We start from the raw sequence: 22,143 nt of genomic DNA, 5'->3' as shown, positions 1-22,143 counted from the left end.
TCAATGCTTACCCATCATTTTGGCTCCAACATTCCCCCCACATGTCTCCCCCACCATGACGACAAGACTTCTATCGAACATTTTCCCCAATACACACTGTCCAATAAAACAGCTCTTCTGAGATAAAGAGAGGCGACATTGCACGACATAAGCAACATGGGTAACTATGGAAATTGTTTAGATAAGCAACTTCTGATCGATGAAATTCATCTGAAAGAGCGCATCATAAAGCATCCTATTGTTGAGCCTTTACTGTCTGCAACATCTGCATTATCTGCTCTGTTCCCATATTACCCCCCATCTGCGCTGAGGCATTTTGCTCTTCTTGAAGAGAATTTTGCGCCTTTATCGCAATTTTATGAATGAGTGAGGCTGGTAAAGGCGAATAGCGTAAGAGATCAAGCATAATCTCAGGCGTTGCAAAATTTTGCATCAAAGGCAGCAGTTGCATGATCAGTGCAAAAGTACGCTCTTTTTCATTAAGACTTGTTGGCGCATCATCCACAACAATATCATATTCCAAACTTGTCACCATTTCGCGTGTCAGTGGAACATACTGGGCATTTTCATCACCAGCAATACGGACCAGCCGCCCATCGGACAGATAATTTTGAATAAGATAGAGAATAATTTTCCCCTGTCGTTGCCGATATCGACGCAACCCATCAAAAAAGGAAGCCAAAAGATTAAGTGACGATTGTCGCCGTTGTTGTTCAAGAACGCCAGGCTGATTGACAGCTCTTGTCCCAATAAATTCAGAAGACAACCCCGTCACCTGTTCAAGTGCGCTCTTTGCTTCATTAAACAATTGGAAAAACCCTTGCGGAAATTGTGCCACGGGTTTAGGCTGAATTCTTCCCCCAGACACAGCACCACTTTTCAACCAAGTAATGCTATCGGCTCTAGCCCAACTCTCGAGGGCTTGTCGATCATCATCAAAAGCATCGCGTTCTGCCATAATTCCGCCTTTTGATTGGCTATTGAGCAAATGCATCACTTGACTAAAATATTTGTTTGCCCACCGTTGGGGATCTTTTGTAGGGCGCACAAGTCCGTAAAAGTGCCGGCTTAACTTATCAAAAGTACCGGTAATACACTCCCATCCCAACTGATTGTGTGGGACCAAGGGCTTATCAGGCGCATCAAGCAGCTTTCTACCCAAAAATGCCCGTTTGACAATTTTTCTGTTCAACCTTGTTGCTTGAACATGAGGAAAGGTTTTGCTTAAATTTTGGAAATCCTGCTCTGAATAATCGATAAACTTTCCACTTTGAGGCTCGAGAACTTTATAAATCACCTCGCGTTCAAACCAACGACATTCTACCAATGTCACCATTTTAGGACGTTGATAGGTGCCTCCCTCTTCTCCTTGATCCCCCCTCTCAGCCTGATAACTTTGTGTCATCCCATTGCTGGTTGCATGTAAAAAACTTTGATGTTTAACCCAATCAGCATTAAGATCACTCCAATAAACATTAGGAAACATTTCTTCAGCCACAGCAAGAGGTTTTTCATCAATATACCACAAGCGTTGTGCATCAATAAGATTAGGCTTAACAGCACTTGCATCCCACACCATTTTCATAGGGTCGAGCCGCGCAATGATTGGTTTTCCTTGTGGATCTTCTTCATAATCAAGGCGTGTATCTGTCCACCCCATTCCGCAAATAATTGCATCTTGAAAGGCATCGGAATCTTCGTATTCCCCATCGGCTTCATCACGAAACCACTCAGCTGCCCCTGTCAGAATCTGGTTTGCAAAGGCTGCTCCTTCTTGTCGTGGAATAAATTGAACTTGTCTTTTATTATTGCGCTCAGCCCCAATCACGGCATTAATTAAAGGCGCAATACGGTTAAAAGTCATGACCGGTCTGTTTTGTTCGTTCAAAACAGCCAAGTCTTGCTCATTCCATTGCCGTCCATTATAAAAATCGTAATCTTCTTGGGCATTTTTTCGCCATTTTTCGACATGGGCAATATCATCCTGATACCACCCCACGAGTTTTTTAAAGAGTGCTTGATTTTCAAGCGTTTCGATTTGATCAAAAGAAGAATCTGTAGAAATATTCATTAAAAAGCCATCCATGAAGTTTGAGAATGGTGAAACGAGCGATAAGGTTTTTTTCGCGCTCTAGCATTTGGTTGTTCATAAGCCACACACATCAGTCCAAAGGCATCGGCCCCATGGCTAGCCCAATCATGTTCAGCCCCTAGTCCGATATTGCGCTGTTCGTCGCGCTTTTCATGATACCAAGCGAGTGCTTTTCTGCCCGCACATGTCGTTTCACGATTAAACCATAGTGCAGGAAACAATCGCCTTACGGCTTCGATACGCATTTTCACAGCGCCTGTCCCTTGATTAGGGATCACTTTAGTTTGAAACCCAGCTTGTTGAAGGGCACTTTCAAAACTCACATTATAAACACGATCTTTTGTTGCGCCATCATGGGGCAAAACCATGAGAGCCTTTTCATATCCCCTTTGAAAGACCCAGCCCACATGCTCTGAGAGAGGCTGTCCTTGAGCTTCATAATAATCGAGCACTCGGATTTCCCGTCCAATAAATTGCGCAACCCACAATGCGGTAGCATCGGCCTTTGCTCCTGTTCCCCCGATATCCCAAAAGATTCTCACCTGCATCAAAGGATCACGTGGAACGGTAGTAATCCGCCCTTCCATTTCAGCTTCGAGAAGACATTTCTGATAATAAGCCCCTTGGACAGCTTGGAGATATTCGCCTTCCCAAATATGGTTATACTGCTCTGGTCTTTGCTGCAAATCGTCCATTCGATCACGATTGAGTTTTTCCGGAAATTGCGGATTATCACGCCAATTAATTTCTGCCCCTTTGATATGAGGATTATCGACATTTCGGAAACGTTTTTCCACGGGTGCATTTTCATGGCACGGATTCCATGTGACCCATAATTCTGCATTCCAATCTTTTCCTTCTTCGCGCAAAGTTGGAATGAGGGTTTGCCAAGCAGTTTCAGTGACCGGCTCCGCTTCATCGACCCAGCAAAGGAAAACGCGCCCCATTGATTTAATACTTGCGATATTTCGATCAAGCCCAGCAAACACATAGACAATCCGTCCATCTTTTGATTTAATATACTTATCGCCAATGTCATAATAGTCTTGTAAAAAAGGATAAGATTCGATAGCGCGTTTAATTTCTTCCAAAGAGCTTTCATTGAGAGAATTTTGAAATTGCCTTGCACAAAGAATAATCCCGCGCTCTCCAGCCATTCCATGGCGATATCCCACAACAGCTGACATCAAAGCAAAAGAACGTGTTTTTCCAGAACCCCGTCCTCCCCAAGCGGCTCGCACATCTGCTTTTCCAGTAAAAACAGGAATAAGCTTTGGAATAAGAGCCACTTGAGCCGTTTTCTGCTCCATTTTTTGAGAACTTTTCTGAACAATTTTCATTATAAATTTTCATACTTTAGCAATAATTGCGCTTCACCCTTTTGCTTATCCCAAGTTTAATTATCCCAGAGCAACTGAAGGAAAAAAGCAATTGAACGAAAAACGCCCTTCTCAAAAGCAGCGCTTTATCTTCTCTTCATCCTAATACGCAATGAATTTCACTTTTTTGCATGAAGCCCCCACTTGGACCGCATTGACCACATTGACCCCACATATACACGATATGCGCCCCCAAGGGTCCTTAAATCCCAAGGGTCCCTATTCCCCCCAAACCACCCCTCAAATGCCGCACCTTGTCATCCCCCAACCAAAAAGCACGGCATCCCCCCACCAAATCATAGCCTCAGCACATGGCTCTCAAGCATCCCCAAAGCCCAACATCCTCAAATATCATGCCTCTCAAGCTTCACCAATCCTCACACTTGTCTATCCCCGATACCCCCACCAAAACACATGCATCCCGCAAGCATAATACTTCTCTCAAGTTTCACGCCCTTCACCCATCAAAACACTGTCCCATATCCACCACACAAACATCCTGCACCAAATCTCCTCCAACACATGGCTCTCAGGCATCATTCACCCAAGCCAAGTATCACGAGCGTCTACAAGCAAGATAGCCTCCGCTTCAATCCCCTCAAGACAAGCAATCACCAAAGCAGCCCCCTTCCAAGGTGTCACCCCGCATCATCCACCTCAGCCTAACATTTTTCAATATCACAAACCTCCGTTACCGAAGGATCACACATCTCCGATTCACTATTTTTTGCATTCCCCGATACAATCTCGAATAAAAGCCGGCGTCCCCATAAAGCCAAGCCCAAATATCTCCCCCCGAAATATTCCTGCCCTCCAGTAAACGCCCAAACATCACAGCCCTCTCTTCAAGCCTCCGTCGCCAAAAGATCACACTTCTCCGGTTCACTATTTTTTGCATTCACTGGTACAATCTCAATACGCGAAACTGTTTTTGATATCTCCACACCTTCAATAACGAGAAAAGACCAAACCTTCACAAAAATCCAAAACTGTAGATAACATATCACGCCCCCTAAGCATTGTCCCCTCTCGGGGTATCACCTCTTCAGCACACGCCCCTCTGTCATCGCCCATAAAAGCCGGCGTCCCCACATAGGAAACCCAAATATCTCCCACCGAAATATTCTGCCCTCCAGTAAACACCCTAACATCACAGCCCTCTCTTCAAGCCTCCGTCGCCGAAGAATCATGCTTCTCCGGTTCACTATTTTTTGCATTCACTGGTACAATCTCAATACGCGAAACTGTTTTAACCTCCCCTTCTCCAGTCGCCTGAAGAGGCAACACTTTTGCAAGCAGCGAAAAAAACGGTACAGGATTATTCAGAGCATGATACTGAAGATAAGACACCAACCCATCTTCACCATAGTGATAGCCAGCCTGCTCCGCCGCTGTCAGAAGAGCTTCATTAAATCGCTTTGTTGTTTTATTCAAAGCCCCTTTTTTCCGCCCTCTTCGACGTAAGGGAAGACAATGTTCATCTACCATCATCATGATCCTTCCAACTAAAGAGAAACCAAAACCTCAAACACAAAAAATGACATGAAAATCAGGAATGAAACCTCAAAAGCAACCAGCAATTTTAAAAAAATGGGACACATCCTAAAAGATAAAAAACACGCACAAAGTACAAAGCCTCTGCTCCTTTTTTACAGATCAACGTTTTTACGCTTTTACATCATTACAGAACAAAGCCAAATGAAACTCCCAAACCATTACCCCGCATCGCTCTATAAACACGGGTCTGTCAACAATCTGATTTCTCGTCTATCAGATTCCCCTGCTAATTATTTCATATGGCTATCCCACACTTCAAAGATTGGTGTTTCATCAAACACGCCAGATAAGCTCTGATCTACAATTTGACTTCAAAAAGCAAATTTTCCTCTGCTGAATAAAGCTTCCACCCCGCACCGGTTTTAAACTATAATCCAACCTCTGACCCAATAAATTCCCCTACTAAAATCAGATTACTTACCCTACTAACATCAGATTACCGCCCCCAAACATCCCTATTTTACAGTATAACCGTATAGCAAATATTTTAATTTTCTTGCCAATCTTCTGAAACTACTTTACTGATGAGCTTGTGTTTTTGATCGTCCACGCAACGGTCAAATAGGGATTTGAAAGCCCGAAAACTCAAACGTTAATTTACCCCACTTTGTAGGTATCTCGGAGTTCCGGGAGTTTTTGCTATGTCCAAGTGCTTGTCAGCACTAAAAGCAAAAAGCTGAGTCAAGTCAGTGTTTTCAGACTCCCGGAATACTCATGCGAGGGCGCTCGCAACCGGAGGGGGGCTTGAAATGCCAAATAAAAATCCACATTTTATTGACATTTCTGATTAAGCAAAAAACGAGATTTATAATCCATATTTTGCACTTTTTTAAAAAGTACCCAATCTTATAGTCTTTGATATTATTTTAATTTTTCTTGCCAATCCCTTGAAATTACTTTATCACTCAAAGGATATTTTGGTCGTCTACGCAGCGATCAATAAGGGATAGTAAAGCCCTAAGCTCTAGCGTAAGAATGAACCCACTTTGTGGGTGTCCCGGGATTCCGGGAGTTTTTGCTATGTCCAGGTGTGATAGCACTAAAAGCAAAAATGCTGACTAGAGCTCAGTACTTTACTACTCCCGGAATACCAATGCGAGGGCGCTCGCAACCGGAGGGGAGCTTGAAGTGCAAATTAAGAATTCACATTTCAACGACATTTCTATAGGCAAAAGAATTCGTCATAGAAGAATTTCAATGGGACTTTCCCAAAAGGAATTAGGAAGCCATTTAGGTGTCAGTTTCCAACAAATCCAGAAATACGAAAAAGGCTCCAATCGTGTAAGCGCAGGATGTTTGCTCGAAATTGCTAAAAAACTAGATGTTCCCGTAAACTTTTTTTATGCAGACCTTGCCACAAAAGAAGATCTTTCAACAAAAGAAACTCTTCTACAGCGTGATCAATACACCTATAGCGAAAAAGAACACGCACTTTTGAAAAACTTTAGAGAACTCAAAGCGAAAAAGCAGAAAGCAATCTTGTGGTTGATTTCTGATTAGACAAAAGCGCACCTATCGACATCCCTCGCCAATATATCCAACACCCTTAAAATATAAGCTTCAGATCACGACACCTCAAAGAATGTAGTTTCATCAGACAAGACAGATAAGCCCTGCCCTAAAATATTCCTTCACACACTTTTCTCCAGTCAACGCACTTAACACCCCTCTTCATCCCAGCTTTTCCCTGCTCCACTCACAAATGCATCTCTCCTAGTTCTCTGACCACATTCTATGCCATGATAAAAGCATACACAAAGTACAAATACTCCGTTTCACTTTTACAGATTCACATTTTTACGCTTTTACATCTTTACAGAACAAAGCCAAACGAAAGATTTACCACCCCGCACCGCTCTGCAAACAGGGGTCTGTCAACAATCTGATTTCTCGTCTATCAGATGTCCCTGCTAACCACTTCACATGGTTATCACCGCCCCCAAACAATCCTATTTTGACAGTATAACAAACTAGAAAACATTTTAATTTTCTTGCCAATCTTCTGAAACTACTTTATGAATTAGCTTGTGTTTTTGATCGTCCACGCAACGATCAAATAGAGATTTGAAAGCCCGAACGCTCAGTACATAAATTTATCCCACTTTGCGGGTATCTCGGAATTCCGGGAGCTTTTGCTATGTCCAAGTGCTATAAGTACTAAAAGCAAAAGGCTGACTGAGCTCAGTGCTTTCAAACTCCCGGAATACTAATGCGAGGGCGCTCGCAACCGGAGGGGGGCACAAAGTGTAAACTAAAAATCCACATTTTAATGACATTTCGATAGGCAAAAGAATTCGTCATAGACGCATTGCAATGGGGCTTTCTCAAAAAGAGTTAGGAAGCCATTTAGGTGTCAGTTTCCAACAAATCCAGAAATACGAAAAAGGTTTAAATCGTGTAAGCGCCGGACGTTTACAGGAAATCGCCAACATCCTAGAAGTCCCTATTACCTTTTTTTATACTGATATTTTTGCAGAAGAAGCTATTCCCACAAAAGAAACTCTTCTACAGCGTGATCAAGACACCTATAGCGAAAAAGAACACGCACTTTTGAAAAACTTTAGAGAGCTCAAAGCGAAAAAGCAGAAAGCAATTTTGTGGTTGATTTCTGATTAGACAAAAGCGCACCTATCGACATCCCTCGCCAATATATCCCTCTGCCTAAAGCCTTGCCCGCCTGATACCACCACATCTCAAAAAACGGTTTACGGCACCGGTTTACAACATCATAGGATAACAAACACCAAAACCTTGGGAAAACATCCCCACCCCTCTCACAGAATTTTATCAAGAGATCTCTCTGATTTAAACGCACAATTCCGATTGTATCATTATGATACCTTTTTACATTTACCTTGTCAAGTTTTTATATTTTTCTTTTTATATTTTTGTGTTTTTCTTTAAGGGAGCCACATCCCTCAAAACGCCTCTCATAAAAAACACAATGTCCAAAACAACAAGAGTTAAAATAGTATTACCCCTAATAGTATTGCCCCTAATAGAACTACCATTGTATTTCTCATTCACCCACTTATTAAAAAAACATCTCTCAATGCTTCTCACTCCCATTTCACGGATACCCCCATACAAATATAGACGCAAATATAATTGTTAAATTTCGCATAGAATATAAAAGCCAACCACGGTTTTCTCTCTTCACACCTCTTTGCACATCACCCCTGCAATCTATTCACAGCTATTCCCAAACTCTTCTCTCCAGCCAACACACGAACAGCACTCTTCATTTCCCAACTCTTCCCTCCATTCACAGACTCTTCACCTCCCCAATCCTTCTCACCCCTCTACACCATAACAATATATTGATTTATAAGAAATAATTTAGCATTGTTGATATTGATTGAGAGTTCCAAACATCGTAAGATTCTCTCATTTAAAATCGCTCCCATGTTGAATCAACCAAAATCATTCGCTTGCACGTCAAAAGCAAGGAGAGCCCGTGTGGATAAAAAAACGATTAAGAAAGGAATAAAAATAGCTCTTATGAACCGTGCCAAGGGCTGTAACCAACACCCACGAGCTAGCAAATATAATGATAGTGCCGGCTTGCTTCTTCATAAGCGTAAAGATAGGGGAGCTCAATGGATTTATCATTATACCATGGCAAAAAAACGCACAATACATAAATCCATAAGTCCTTCGCTTCACTTTTACGGATATACATTTTTACGCTTTTACATCTTCACAGAACTCAGCCAAATGAAACTCCCAAACCACCACTCCGCACCGCTCTGTAAACACGGGTCTGCAACAATCTGATTTCTCGTCTATCAGATTCCCCTGCTGGTTATTTCATATGGCTATCCCACACCTCAAAGAAGGCTATTTCATCAGACAAAACAGATAAGCCCTGCCCTAAAATATTCCCCCTTTCTCTCCTATCACACACTTAACGACTTAACACCCCTCTTCCTCCCAACGTCCCCCTCCATTCAAGAAAACTCTTCCCCCAATCCTCACACCACATTCCACGCCCCAAAAAGCCCAACGTGACAAAAAACACGCACAATATATAAATCCACAAATCCTCCGTATCACTTTTACGGATATACATTTTTACGCTTTTACGTCATTACAAAACAAAGCCAAAGGAAAGGCTCACCACTCCGCACCGCTCTGTAAACACGGGTCTGCAACAATCTGATTTCTCGTCTATCAAATTCCCCTGCTGATTATTTCATATGGCTATCCCACACCTCAAAGAAGGCTATTTCATCAGACAAGACAAATAAGCCCTGCCCTAAAATATTCCCCACAAGCTCTTCTCCAGTCAACGCACTTAATCCCCCTCTTCATCCCAGCTTTCTCCGCTCCATTCACAAACGCGTCCCCCTAGTTCTCTGACCACATTCCATGCCATGATAAAAGCGTACACAAAGCACAAATCCCCCGCCTCACTTTCACAGATTCACATTTTTACGCTTTTACGTCATTACAGAACGTAGCCAAAGGAAAGGTTCACCACCCCGCACCGCTCTGTAAACAATGGTCTATAAACGAACAAAGCTTTTTGCCTAGTACCCCTTACAGTCTTCAGCCCCCCCAAACGACAGCATTTCATCAGGCTCAACAAATCAAGCCCTATCCTGAATATTCTAGCTCTTCACTCCCCCCCTCAAAGAGCGATGTTTTTACATCATGAATAGGATAATTAACGAACCGTCTTTAGAAAAAAGAAACGGCATAGAGATATATCAATGGTCGTCATCGACTGTCGTGTTAAGAGGTGTTAACTCTTTATTTTTCTTAATTTTTACAACGCCAATCATTCCTGTAGAAATAATGAAGGCAGACATAGCTAAAAAGGAGCTTAACAATCCCACGAGCGCAAAAAGTCCAGCAATAAAGCCAGACACTGCTTCCGCAGAGTTCGCTAAAGTTGAAAAAGTTCCAAAACTCTTACCAAAATCTTCACGACGAGAATATAATTGAATAGCTGAGACTAAACTAATATCCACAAGTGCACCAATAAATCCTAAAACAAATGCTAACACGAGAATTAGTTTTAAATAAAGTTCTGCAGCTAAGGGCATAACAAACAGAATAACCCCATAAAGAAGCCAAAATACCATGAGCTTCAACGATGTAATTTTGAATATAATTTTATGATATAACAGACCACCAACAATAGTTCCAACAGCCATGAGAGAAAAAATATAACTCACAAGGCTTTCCTCTCCCCTATAGAGAGAACAAAAGCTGGAATTAAAAATCTTAAAATTGCACCAGTAAAGAGAATAGCAAACGACGAGCCAACAAGCGTAATAAGTAAATTATTATTTTCTTTAGAAATATATTTAAGATAAGAAGCCGTTTCTCGATAAATTTTTATAAAATTGAATGATTTATTCTCATTTGAATTTAAATTCATGAGATTAAATAACACGATAATAGATATAAAATAGGTAAAAAAATCAAAAATGAGTACTGCCGATTTATTTGCTAAAAAAAGCAGTAGGGAACATACCAAAGGACCAATAACAGATGCAGTTTCAATTATAATTTGAGCAACGCTATTTGCCTTTGTAAGATCCTTTGTTGAAAACATCCTAGGAATAGCAGCTTGAAAACTTGGTTGGAAAATACTTCTTCCTATCGTTGTACATATTGCTGCGAAAATAAGCACAATAATATGTGCAGTCCCTGTTATAGTGGTTATAAAAACGAATAATGAGGCTAATAATCTAACAAATTCACTTAAGATCATATTTTTCTTCAAAGAAAAATTATCCGCTAACCAACCTCCTATAGGGCCAAAAAAGAGAAAAGGGATAAATCGAAAAAAATACACAAGACCTGTAAAAAAGATGTTATCTATTAATTCTAAGACCAGTAAAACAAAAACAACTTCATAAGCATAATCACCAACTTTAGAAATGAAGAGAGAGGAAAAAAGAGCTAAAGGACTCTTTTTTAAAAATAAATTCATACCAACCATCCGATATTAAACTTTTCTACAGTTAAAGTTGCACTCCCTTCAATACAATTGGTGATATGAACTTCAAAAGAGTTGTTTACTCTAACAAATTGCTTAATAAGTTAAGTGAAAATTTTTAAAGAAATACTTCTCCTGATATAAGCATTTAGACCAATATCAAGTAATATATTAATTTTTCTTTCTTATTTGCTTTAAAAAAAGAAAGAATGTAAAAATTATGAGATCAAAATCTGCTATATTAGTACACTGACTTCCAGCGCACGTCTCAAAGAATGAAAATTCCCAACCAGCACTGCTCTACAATCCCACGTCAAAAAGCAGCTTTCTCCACAGAACAAAGCTTACACCCACCCACCCCTCAAACAACAGCACTTCATCAGGCTCAACAAATCAAGCCCACTCTCCTTAAACCGCCATCCTTCATCCCTTCGCACCACCACCTCTTATCCACACTCTCCTCTTATTCATATGCACACTCTCATCCTCCTCCATTCCCCCTTTTTTCTCCCGTCACACACTTAACAACTGAACACCCCTCTTCCTCTAAACTTCCCCTCCATTCACGAAAACTCTTCCCCCAATCCTCGCACCACATTCCACGCCCAAAAAAGCCCAACGTGACAAAAAACACGCACAACGCATAATCCCTCCACTCCTTTCTCACAGACACATTTTTACGCTTTTACATCTTTACAGAACGAAGCCAAATAAAATTTCCACCCCCCCCCCACTCCGCACCGCTCTATAAACAATAGTCTATAAACAAACCCAGCTTCTTGCAAAGCCAATCCCCTCCCCACGAACTTCAGATCACCACACCTCAAACGAGACTGTTTCATCAGACAAGACAAGAAAATCCTGCCCTAAAATATTCCCCACACACTCTTCTCCAGTCAACGCGCTTAACATCCCTCTTCATCCCAACTTCTCCTCCATTCACAAAGGCGTCCCTCAAGTTCTCTGACCACATTCCATGCCATGATAAAAGCATACACAAAGCACAAATCCTTCGCATCATTTTACAGATATACGTTTTACGCTTTTACACATTCACAGAACAAAGCCAAATAAAACTTCCAAACCACCACTCCGCACTGCTCTGTAAACACGGGTCTGTAAACGAACAAAGCTTTTTGCCCAGTACCCTTAAACTTCAAATCTCCCTCAAACAACAACACTTCATCAGGCTCAACAAATCAAGCCCTGCCCTTCAAATATTCTAGCTCTTCACCTCCTTCAAAGAGCAATGTTCTACAGCATAATGGAATAGAAAATTTTTGATTTTTCTTGCTAATCTTCTGAAATTCCTTTAACTTAAAGTGTAATTTTGATCGTCTACGCACCGATCAAGAGGGATTAAAGGTCCTAAATCCGAGCGTAAAAACAAACCCGCATTGCGGGTATCCCGGAATTCCGGGAGATTTTGCTATGTCCAGGTGCTTCTCAGCACTAAAAGCAAAAAGCTGACTCGGATTCAGTACCTTTAACTCCCGGAATACCAATGCGAGGGCGCTCGCAACCGGAGGGGGCTTGAAGTGCAAACCAAAAATCCACATTTTATTGACATTTTGATAGGTAAAAGAATCCGTCATAGACGCATTTCAATGGGGCTTTCCCAAAAAGAATTAGGAAGCCATTTAGGCGTCAGTTTCCAACAAATCCAAAAATATGAAAAAGGCTTAAATCGTGTAAGCGCCAAATGTTTACTCGAAATCGCCCAAAAACTAGATGTCCCCGTAAACTTTTTTTATGCAGACATTGCTATAAAAGAAGATCTTTCAACAAAAGAAACTCTCTTACACCACGATCAATGCACCTATAGCGAAAAAGAACACGCACTTTTAAAAAACTTTAGAGAACTCCAGCCGAAAAAACAAAAAGCAATCTTGTGGCTAATTTCTGATTAAGCAAAAGCGCAACGATCAACATTATTCCATTCATATCCCCCCCTTAAGTCAAATTCAAACCAGCCCCCCCCTCAAAGAGCACTGTTTTACGGCGTAATAGAATAGAAAATTCTTGATTTTTCTTGCCAATTTCCTGAAACTACTTTATGAATTGATCTGTGTTTTGATCGTCCACGCAACGGTCAATAAGGAGTTGGATTCCTTAAAACTTAACACATAAACAATTATGGCTATCCCGGAAATTCCGGGGGCTTTTGTTATGTCCAAGTGCTATCAGCACTAAAAACAAGAGACTGTTTAAGTTCAGTGAATCCAACCTCCCGGAATACCAATGCGAGGGCGCTCGCAACCGGAGGGGGGCTTGAAGTGCCAACTAAAAATCCACATTTTATCGACATTTTGATAGGCAAAAGAATTCGTCATAGACGCATTTCAATGGGACTTTCCCAAAAAGCATTAGGAAGCTATTTAGGCGTCAGTTTCCAACAAATCCAAAAATATGAAAAAGGCTTAAATCGTGTAAGCGCCAAATGTTTACTCGAAATCGCCCAAAAACTGGAAGTTCCCATGAACTTTTTTTATGCAGACATTGCTATAAAAGAGGATCTTTCAACAAAAGACACTCTCTTATCCCACGATCAATGCACCTATAGCGAAAAAGAACACGCACTTTTAAAAAACTTTAGAGAACTCCAGCCGAAAAAACAAAAAGCAATCTTGTGGCTAATTTCTGATTAAGCAAAAGCGCAACGATCAACATTATTCCATTCATATCCCCCCCTTAAGTCAAATTCAAACCAGCTCCCCACACCCCTTCAAAAATCAATGTTTTACGGCAAATAGGATAATCAGCTGCATTTTTGTTGTCACTTATAATTTTCCAATGACTTTTGAATGCCTCTATTAATCTTTTTTATAGCACTTGTACTCTTTTTAAAGCTACTCTTTTTAAAGCTTCTTTCTCTGCTTCTTCTTTTAACTTCATGCCATTGGCGCCTTCGTACCTTTTTATTGTTTTTTCAATCTGATCATCAGTCCCTGCTTTAAAGACAATCATTGTTTCAAACGGACGAAATAATGACGATTGCGAAATATGAAAAAAGATATTCGTGCGCAAATTGCTTGGATCAAAAGCGCTATACCCTGTACTTTTTAAGTCATCGATAGATATCGCTTTTTTTGACATGGCAAGACCAATAACATCGCTATTTTTCTCACCAAAATTTTGTACTTTTAAAAGGTTATTTTTAGCGTCATCAACTGTCGATATATTCATGACTTCGTTAAGAACTTGATCATTTATGTCAAATTGAGCACCTATGCCAAAAATGAATACAAGATCACGCAAAGAACAAGCTTTTTGAAAATAACAAGCATTGTACAAACGTGAGTGAACCCCAAGACATCTGACTGCTTGTCGAATGATTTTTATAGCGAGCTCATATGATTTTTCATCTAAACGATGATCACGAATGTCTGGAATGTAGATTTCTTGTGTTCCTTGTAACGGTGCAACTTCACTGTTTAATGCACGATCAATAAGCTTTTCTAACCAATTGTAACTCTCAACATTATCCTGCTCTCGGACAGACGATCTGATCTCTTCTAAAAGATTGTCCAGCCCACACTCTTCTCTAAAAGCACGCTCTCTTGGATCACACGTCATCGTAAATGTATGGGTATTTTCTCGTTTGTACGGTATAGATGATGCTTCAATTTCTGGATCATTCACTTTAAATTGATCAACGCTTTCTCCACTTTTAACAGGTATCGAATACTCACCTCTAATAGTATCAAAAACTCTCGCCCCTTGCTCCTCCCTAAAAGAAATGCCTTGTTCAAGAAACATCTTTAATGGATTGGAATCGTCCGGTGTTAACGACATATCCCGTATTAAAGACTCCAAAATTTTCTGTTGAAGCTCAGCATCACTTATTAACGAACCTTTCCTATCCTCATAGAAATCCTTTAAGCCTTTTGGAATACGCCGATTGTAACTCTTAACCTCCTTTGCAAACCAGCTGTTAATTATTTCCTTGTTTGTGGCTAATTTCATGAGATTATGCCCCCCATTTAAATTTCAAATGATCCTTTTGATCAATAAACTCCAATACAGTTTTTATTAAAGTTCATTATCTGTTTCTCTTACTTAATATTTACCATATTATAGTTTATTAGCAAATAAGTAAAGTAAGATATAGATGATATTTTTAATATACACCTTCACTTAAACTTGCTTTTATAACACGAATAGCGAAAATTTTAACAAAAAACAGGTTAGAGGTCTTGTTTTTTAAGTCTTTATCTTGATTAAAAAACTGCAAAGTAGCAAACTTGATTGTGCAGATAATCATGCTTCATTATCTATTAGCCACCAACATAGAGTTGTGATCAATCAAACAGTTTTAAAAAAAATTTTAGCAAAATTTTAAAGCAGAAAAACGCATATCACCGAAAAAATGAGAGAGCAAAGCGTTTTACGCATCCTCCACCCTTTTTTCTTAAACAGCAAAATTCCAATCCATCGTCAAAATATCTTCGTCTAAAATTCCCATGCCACAGATCAGCCCCCTTCAAAGAGCAATGTTTTACGGCAGATAAACGGCATTTCTCTTTAACGCTTTTACGCACAAAGCAATAAAGCAATAAAGCAATCCCGCTTGTGACTTCACTTATAACATTGCAAGAAAATAGTTTTCACGACAAACAGAAGTAAAAGAATCCTACGATATTCGAGAACACTCATTTAACATGCAAAAACACCGACCACTTCCCTTTGCTTTGCAATAAAACACCGCTGTCTCATCGTGAATTTTTCTAAATCAGCACGCCTCAAAGAGCGGTGTTTTATCACACAATAGGATTATCACCGCCCTTTATAGCGTGAATTTCTCCAAACTTAATCTTCAGGCAAAAATTCCAACCGATCGCCTTGTTTTTTAATTTTCACCGTTGATTCATCGTGAATTTTTCCAAATAAGATATTTTCCGCCAGTGGATCTTGAATTTCTTTTTGGATAATCCGTTTAAGCGGACGTGCACCATAGAGGGGATCATAGCCTTTATCGGCAAGAAATTTCCTCACCTCTGGCTCGATATGCAAAGTTATTTGGCGTTCATTGAGCAAATTTTGCAAATGTTCTATCTGAATATCGACGATCGCTTCCATATCGTGACGTTGCAATCGTTGAAAGAGAATAATCTCATCAATACGGTTTAAAAATTCAGGACGAAAAGCCGCTTTGACGACATTCATGACATCATTTTTTGCCTGATCAGTTGTTTGTCCTTCAGGCAAAGCGGTTAAAAATTCAGCACCAAGATTAGAAGTCATAATCAGCAAGGTATTGCGAAAATCGACGGTACGTCCTTGACTATCGGTCAAACGTCCCTCATCGAGCACTTGCAACAAGAGATTAAAAATATCAGGATGTGCTTTTTCAATTTCGTCGAACAGAATAACCTGGTAAGGTCTTCTACGTACAGCCTCCGTCAGCACGCCACCTTCTTCATATCCGACATATCCAGGCGGCGCACCAATCAGCCGCGCCCCAGCATGTTTTTCCATATATTCAGACATATCGATGCGCAACATGGCATTGGAGTCTTGGAAAAGAAAAGCAGCAAGAGCTTTGGTTAATTCGGTTTTCCCCACACCAGTAGGACCCAAAAACATGAAAGAGCCAAGCGGGCGATTGGGATCTTGCAACCCTGCGCGCGCGCGGCGTACCGCGCGAGAAACAGCTTGAACAGCTTCACCCTGCCCAATCACACGTTTGCTAATTTCATCTTCCATCCGCAACAGCGCCTCACGTTCTGCCTCCAGCATTCGATCAACAGGAATACCGGTCCAGCGTGAAACAATCCGTGCCACATGTTCAGCAGTGACTGTCTCTTCAACGAGATGATTTTGTTGATCATCATTTTCAGCGATGCTCAATTGTTTTTCGAGTTCAGGGATAACACTATAAGCAAGCTCTCCAGCGCGTTGGAATTGTCCATCACGCTGTGCAATAGCCAAAGCATTACGCGCTTCTTCGAGTTGTTTTTTCAAATCAGCAGCATGCCCTAATTTTTGTTTCTCAGCCTGCCAAGCCGTTGTCATCTCAGCGGACTGTTGTTCCAATGTTTTCAGTTCTTCCTGCACGCTTTTCAAACGTTCTTTTGCTGTTGGCTCGACATCTGTTTTCAAAGCTTCCCGTTCAATTTTCAACTGTAAAATACGCCGATCAAGTGCATCAAGTTCTTCCGGCTTTGAATCGACCTGCATCCGCAACCGCGCCGCCGCTTCATCAATAAGATCAATAGCTTTATCCGGCAAGAAACGATCGGTAATATAGCGGTTGGACAACCGCGCCGCCGCAATCAAAGCACTATCTGCCAAGCGCACTTTGTGATGTTGTTCATATTTTTCTTTAATACCGCGCAAAATAGAGATAGTATCCTCTAAAGAGGGTTCCGGCACAAAGACAGGCTGGAAACGGCGTGCAAGAGCAGCATCTTTTTCCACATATTTTCGATATTCATCGAGCGTAGTAGCGCCCACACAATGGAGCTCTCCACGTGCAAGAGCAGGCTTTAGCAAGTTAGAAGCATCCATAGGACCATCGGATTTTCCAGCCCCCACGAGATTATGCAATTCATCGATAAACAAAATGATCTGACCATTTTCAGCTTGCACCTCTGCCAGCACCGCTTTGAGGCGCTCTTCGAATTCCCCACGAAACTTTGCACCAGCGATAAGCGCTCCCATATCGAGTGCATGAAGCTGTTTATCACGCAAGGTTTCAGGCACATCACCATTAACAATGCGCAATGCCAACCCTTCCACAATAGCTGTTTTCCCCACCCCTGGTTCACCGATAAGCACAGGATTATTTTTGGTACGCCGTGAAAGCACCTGAATAGTGCGGCGGATTTCCTCTTCCCGCCCAATAACAGGATCCAGTTTTCCTTCACGAGCATCTTTTGTCAAATCACGAGCATATTTTTGCAAAGCATCATATTGGCTTTCGGCATGGGGGCTTGTTGCTGTTTTCCCCTTCCGCAAATCATTAATAGTCTGATTAAGCGCTTGCGCTGTCAAACCACCCTTTGTTAAAATATCAGCGGTTTTTGCGGTCTTTTCCATGATCAGCGCTTGCAACACACGCTCCACAGTCACAAATTGATCAGCAGCTTTTTTCGCCAGATCTTCCGCCATGTTAAAGACTTTTGCCAAAGGCTGAGAGAGATAGAGCTGCCCATTTCCCCCTTGCACTTTAGGCAAAGCATCAAGTGCTTCGTTAAGCGCCTTTCGAATAAAAGTAAGATCACCACCCGCTTTTTGGATCAGTGATGCTGCCAATCCTTGAGAATCGTCTAATAACACTTTCAACAAATGCTCCGGCAAAAACTGCTGATGATCAGAAGAGAGGGCACCACTTTGTGCTGATTGTAAAAAACCTTGCAATCGTTCGCTATATTTTTCCAAATTCATTTTTTTTCCTTAAATCTCAAGCCACCACCGCACTTTAAATTCCCCCAACATTCCACAAAAGAGACATCTTCAAAGGACCAACACCCCCCCACAAAACACCGCAAATGATGCCACATGAAGAAGAACCGTAGTGCTAAAAAGAATATGGGTCCTCACAAGCCCTATAGCAAGAGGGAGAGAAAGGCGCACTGTCATTATTTAAATAAAAACTGCAACTCCCCCATACCCTCACCACCACAGCCCCACCACCACAGCCTCACCATCACAACCCCCACCACCACAACCCCACCACACAACCCTCACCACACAACCCCCACCACCACACAACCCCACCATCACAACCTTACAAGTAAAACCACAACATCAGTACATCATTATTAATGAATTTAATTTAAATGAAAGCAAATACACCTTTTGATTTTTAAAAAGCGTATTTTACGACATGTAATTAAGAATGAAATAAAAAGTATTTATCATATTTTCTATTTAAAATAGATTAAATATACTTCTATTTATGGAATCATATCAAATTTATTAAACGAAAGGAGGTTAAATATGTACAGTAAAGTAAAAAATATTCTTATAATTATTTTATTTTTTCTCATAAGCAAGCCAAGCTACGCTGTTTTTGCTGGTAAAGTTGTCACGATGCAACATGAATGGCCTCACAACATGTCATTTGATACATTTTCTTTTTTTCAGCAAATAACTTATGATGGCGGACCTCATTCCATCTATTTCTGGGGAAACGAGTTTCAATTCAAAAATGGAAAAAGTGGCTATATTGGTTTATTCAACAGAGGCACCCGCACCATTCACTTTTCTATCCGGAATGCCACGGGATGGAAGAGTGAGAAATGTAAACATTTTACCCATGAGGGCTCAGGAGTACGCTGTGAGATTGAATTTCCGTGGAAAATTGGAACTCGATACAGATTGGATGTTTCCAAGAATGGAAATCTAGTTACAGGAACAATAATCGACCTTATAGCTGGTAAAGCAACAACAGTCGGTGTTATCGAAGTTCCAAACACATTTGGCAAGCTCTATAAATCTTCGAGTTTTGTTGAAGACCATTCTCGTTGGAAGAAGCATCTTTCCTCCTGTTATGTGTTAAGTCCACAAAGTTCCACCTTTTTCAGCCCTATAGCTGATTACAAATACCAAGCGCTCATGAATGCCTCTGCTGAAGGACACTGTAAAGATCCTTACGTCATCCAAATAGTATGTAAATTCAGTACGTGCATGAATAGTATAAGTGACCTTGGAGGTTTAGCCTCACCCGCAGCTGAGCCGAAAGTCCCCATTTCCAATGGGAAAGACCTCTCTGCACAAACTATTTCGGATAAATTGAAAAAAGAAGAGCTTGTCGTCGTTCGTTTAAAAGATGGTGCTTGGGCACCCAATATCTTTTTCCCGCCCCCTGGCCCATTTATGTGGAAATCAATCTTCGTAGACAACCGTGCAGCTTCAAGTTCCTCAATTCGTACCGATCATGAGATACGAAAAGTGACCACAGGCAAAAAAATCATGTATATGTCTGATGGAAAAACTTGGAAAATTATGAAAACAAACTAAGCTTTTTCTTCTTAATAAAACATAAATTCCTCACACCCCTTTGAAAACAAATGGGAGGTGGGGTAGTTTTTTCATCTTCCAACCACTGTTTTTCTCCATTTTCTAGTTCCTTTTTCCAGTCCTGCTCTCATCCCATACCCTTTAGCTTACCTCATCACCATGCTTTCCAGCACATTTTCTCTCCTCTCAGCCCCCTCTCAAAACCACAACACCCTTTTAATAGAATCCTCACCTCCCTCTCTATCACCCTCACACTATCCTTCACGCATCCCTTTGCACCACCCGCCTCTTATCCACCCCCTCTCTTTGTCCATACGCACTCTCTTCATCCTCCATTCCACGCCCCCCTCTCTCCCGTCACACACTTAACAACTTAACACCCCTCTTCCTCCCAACTTCCCCCTCCATTCACAGCACTCTTTCCCCTATTTATCTCACCACATTCCATGCCATGATAAAAGCATACACAAAGGACAAATCCTCCGCTTCACTTTTACAGATTCACATTTTTACGCTTTTACATCTTTACAGAATGCAACCAAACGAAACTTCCAAACCAGCACCCCACGCCACTCTATAAACAATAGTCTGTAAATAATTCAAATGCTTGCATAGCAAGTTTCCACCACTGACCACCCATTCGTTTCAGATCATTCCCCCATTCCCCCTACACACTCTTCTCCAACCAACGCCTAACAGCATTCTTTCATTTCCTTTCCAGTCTGCACACCCTCCAGCTCGCCAATCCTGTCAGCACATTCCACGCCAGACAAAAGCCCAACATGACCCGAAAACATGCACAATGCATAAATCAAATCCATAAGTCCTTCGCTTCACTTTTACAGATATACATTTTTACGCTTTTACATCTTTACAGAACGAAGCCAATGAAACTCCCAAACCACCACCCCGCACACCGCTTTGTAAACACTGGTCTATAAACAATCCAGCTTCTTATCTAAAGAGCCCCTTACTGATCACTTTGTATAATGATCACTCACTCCTCAAACGAGACTGTTTCATCAAACATGCCAGATAAGCCATGCCCTAAAATATTCCCCACACACTCTTCTCCAGTAAACGCGCTTAACACCCCTCTTCCCCCCAACTTCCCCCGCTCCACTCACAGCACTCTTTCCCCTATTTATCTCACCACATTCCATGCCAGACAAAAGCCCAACATGACCCGAAAACATGCACAATGCATAAATCCACAAATCCTCCGCATCATTGTACGGATATACGTTTTCACGCTTTTACACATTCACAGAATGCAACAAAATGAAAGGTTCACCACTCCGCAGTGCTCTATAAACAATAGTCTATAAATGAACCCAGCTTTTTGCCTATTACCCTTACAGTCTTCAGACTATCCTCCTCAAACGACAGCACTTCATCAGACCAGACAAGGAAATCCAGCCTAAATATTCATCACACTCTAAATAAAAAACACCTTGATAAATTAACATGCCTGATATACCGCCCCTCCAAATAACGCCGTTTTATGACATATTGATTTTTATTGCCAATTTTCTGAAATTACTTTATCACTTAAAGTGTAATTTTGATCGTCTACGCAGCGATCAAGAGGGAACTGAAAGCCCTAAACCCTAGCGTAAAATGAGCCCACTCTTGTGGGTATCCCGGAATTCCGGGAGTTTTTGCTATGTCCAAGTGTTCTCAACACTAAAAGCAAAAAGCTGATTTAGGTTCAGTATTTTCAACCTCCCGGAATACCAATGCGAGGGCGCTCGCAACCGGAGGGGGGCTTGAAGTGCAAACCAAAAATCCCCATTTTATCGACATTTCTGATTAAGCAAAAACGCGATTTATAATCCATATTTCACAATTTTTTAAAAAGTACCCAATCTTATAGTCTTTGAAATTATTTTGATTTTTCTTGCCAATCTCCTGAAATTCCTTTATTGATAAGCACGTGTTTTTGATTGTCCACGCAACGATCAAATAGGGAGTTGAAAACCCGAACGCTCAGTACATAAATTTATCCCGCTTTGCGGGTATCCCGGAATTCCGGGAGCTTTTGCTATGTCCAAGTGCGATGAGCACTAAAAGCAAAAGGCTGACTGAGCTCAGTATTTTCAACCTCCCGGAATACCAATGCGAGGGCGCTCGCAACCGGAGGGGGGCTTGAAGTGCCAACTAAAAATCCACATTTTATCGACATTTTGATAGGC

Annotated in this window: 12 protein-coding genes and 1 pseudogene; 6 read left to right on the top strand and 7 right to left on the bottom strand. The window is 41.1% G+C overall.

The genetic code is table 11. The features are described 5' to 3' along the window. Nucleotides 1–235: 235 nt before the first annotated feature. From U736_RS0106745 to U736_RS0106715, 4 genes are all read right to left on the bottom strand, one after another. Nucleotides 236–2,071: a portal protein gene (locus tag U736_RS0106745; RefSeq protein WP_026500521.1), complete on the bottom strand. Its 1,836-nt coding sequence runs from the start codon at nt 2,069–2,071 to the stop codon at nt 236–238. Further along, nucleotides 2,071–3,432 carry a PBSX family phage terminase large subunit gene (locus U736_RS0106740; protein ID WP_051406053.1) on the bottom strand — a complete coding sequence of 454 codons (1,362 nt, stop codon included), beginning with the start codon at nt 3,430–3,432 and terminating at the stop codon, nt 2,071–2,073. The genes U736_RS0106745 and U736_RS0106740 overlap by 1 nt, the downstream gene beginning before the upstream one ends. 987 nt (nt 3,433–4,419) lie before the next feature. After that, on the bottom strand, nt 4,420–4,587 hold the full coding sequence (locus U736_RS0106720; RefSeq protein WP_155914995.1) for a hypothetical protein: 168 nt from the start codon (nt 4,585–4,587) through the stop codon (nt 4,420–4,422). A 48-nt stretch (nt 4,588–4,635) separates the two neighbouring features. Beyond that, a complete protein-coding gene (locus tag U736_RS0106715; protein WP_026500517.1) occupies nt 4,636–4,959 on the bottom strand; it encodes a hypothetical protein in 324 nt (107 codons plus the stop codon). A gap of 1,197 nt (nt 4,960–6,156) precedes the next feature. Between U736_RS0106715 and U736_RS0106705 the strand changes: the two genes are divergently transcribed. The 3 genes from U736_RS0106705 to U736_RS12815 all read left to right on the top strand — a co-directional run bounded on the left by U736_RS0106705 (nt 6,157) and on the right by U736_RS12815 (nt 8,805). After that, the gene (locus tag U736_RS0106705; RefSeq protein WP_026500515.1) at nt 6,157–6,528 is read left to right on the top strand and encodes a helix-turn-helix domain-containing protein; all 372 of its coding nucleotides are present in this window, start codon (nt 6,157–6,159) and stop codon (nt 6,526–6,528) included. Nucleotides 6,529–7,302: 774 nt separating this feature from the next. Next, nucleotides 7,303–7,644 carry a helix-turn-helix domain-containing protein gene (locus U736_RS0106700; protein WP_051406052.1) on the top strand — a complete coding sequence of 114 codons (342 nt, stop codon included), beginning with the start codon at nt 7,303–7,305 and terminating at the stop codon, nt 7,642–7,644. Nucleotides 7,645–8,487: 843 nt separating this feature from the next. Beyond that, nucleotides 8,488–8,805, top strand: coding sequence for a hypothetical protein (locus tag U736_RS12815; protein ID WP_051406051.1), 318 nt, complete (start codon nt 8,488–8,490; stop codon nt 8,803–8,805). A 935-nt stretch (nt 8,806–9,740) separates the two neighbouring features. On the opposite strand, the pseudogene U736_RS11070 reads toward U736_RS12815, so the two are convergent. After that, nucleotides 9,741–10,975, bottom strand: a pseudogene (locus U736_RS11070) (MFS transporter). A gap of 1,544 nt (nt 10,976–12,519) precedes the next feature. Between U736_RS11070 and U736_RS0106650 the strand changes: the two are divergent. Both U736_RS0106650 and U736_RS0106645 read left to right on the top strand, forming a co-directional pair. Then, nucleotides 12,520–12,891 (top strand): helix-turn-helix domain-containing protein, encoded by a 372-nt coding sequence (locus U736_RS0106650; RefSeq protein ID WP_026500511.1) that lies wholly within the window; start codon nt 12,520–12,522, stop codon nt 12,889–12,891. Between the two features lie 366 nt (nt 12,892–13,257). Then, nucleotides 13,258–13,629 carry a helix-turn-helix domain-containing protein gene (locus U736_RS0106645; protein ID WP_026500510.1) on the top strand — a complete coding sequence of 124 codons (372 nt, stop codon included), beginning with the start codon at nt 13,258–13,260 and terminating at the stop codon, nt 13,627–13,629. A 175-nt stretch (nt 13,630–13,804) separates the two neighbouring features. Here the strand turns inward: U736_RS0106645 and U736_RS11065 are convergent, their stop codons facing one another. Both U736_RS11065 and clpB read right to left on the bottom strand, forming a co-directional pair. Further along, nucleotides 13,805–14,947 (bottom strand): phage major capsid protein, encoded by a 1,143-nt coding sequence (locus U736_RS11065; RefSeq protein ID WP_051406050.1) that lies wholly within the window; start codon nt 14,945–14,947, stop codon nt 13,805–13,807. 843 nt (nt 14,948–15,790) lie between these two features. Then, entirely contained in the window at nt 15,791–18,370 is a 2,580-nt protein-coding gene (clpB, locus tag U736_RS0106635; protein ID WP_015856842.1) for an ATP-dependent chaperone ClpB, read from the bottom strand. A gap of 555 nt (nt 18,371–18,925) precedes the next feature. On the opposite strand from clpB, the gene U736_RS0106620 reads away from it, so the two are divergent. Next, on the top strand, nt 18,926–19,948 hold the full coding sequence (locus U736_RS0106620) for a DUF3472 domain-containing protein (protein WP_015856843.1): 1,023 nt from the start codon (nt 18,926–18,928) through the stop codon (nt 19,946–19,948). Nucleotides 19,949–22,143 lie beyond the last annotated feature (2,195 nt).

Source organism: Bartonella grahamii ATCC 700132, from assembly GCF_000518085.1.
Taxonomy (GTDB): domain Bacteria; phylum Pseudomonadota; class Alphaproteobacteria; order Rhizobiales; family Rhizobiaceae; genus Bartonella; species Bartonella grahamii.
This window is presented reverse-complemented; position numbering and strand designations above follow the sequence as displayed.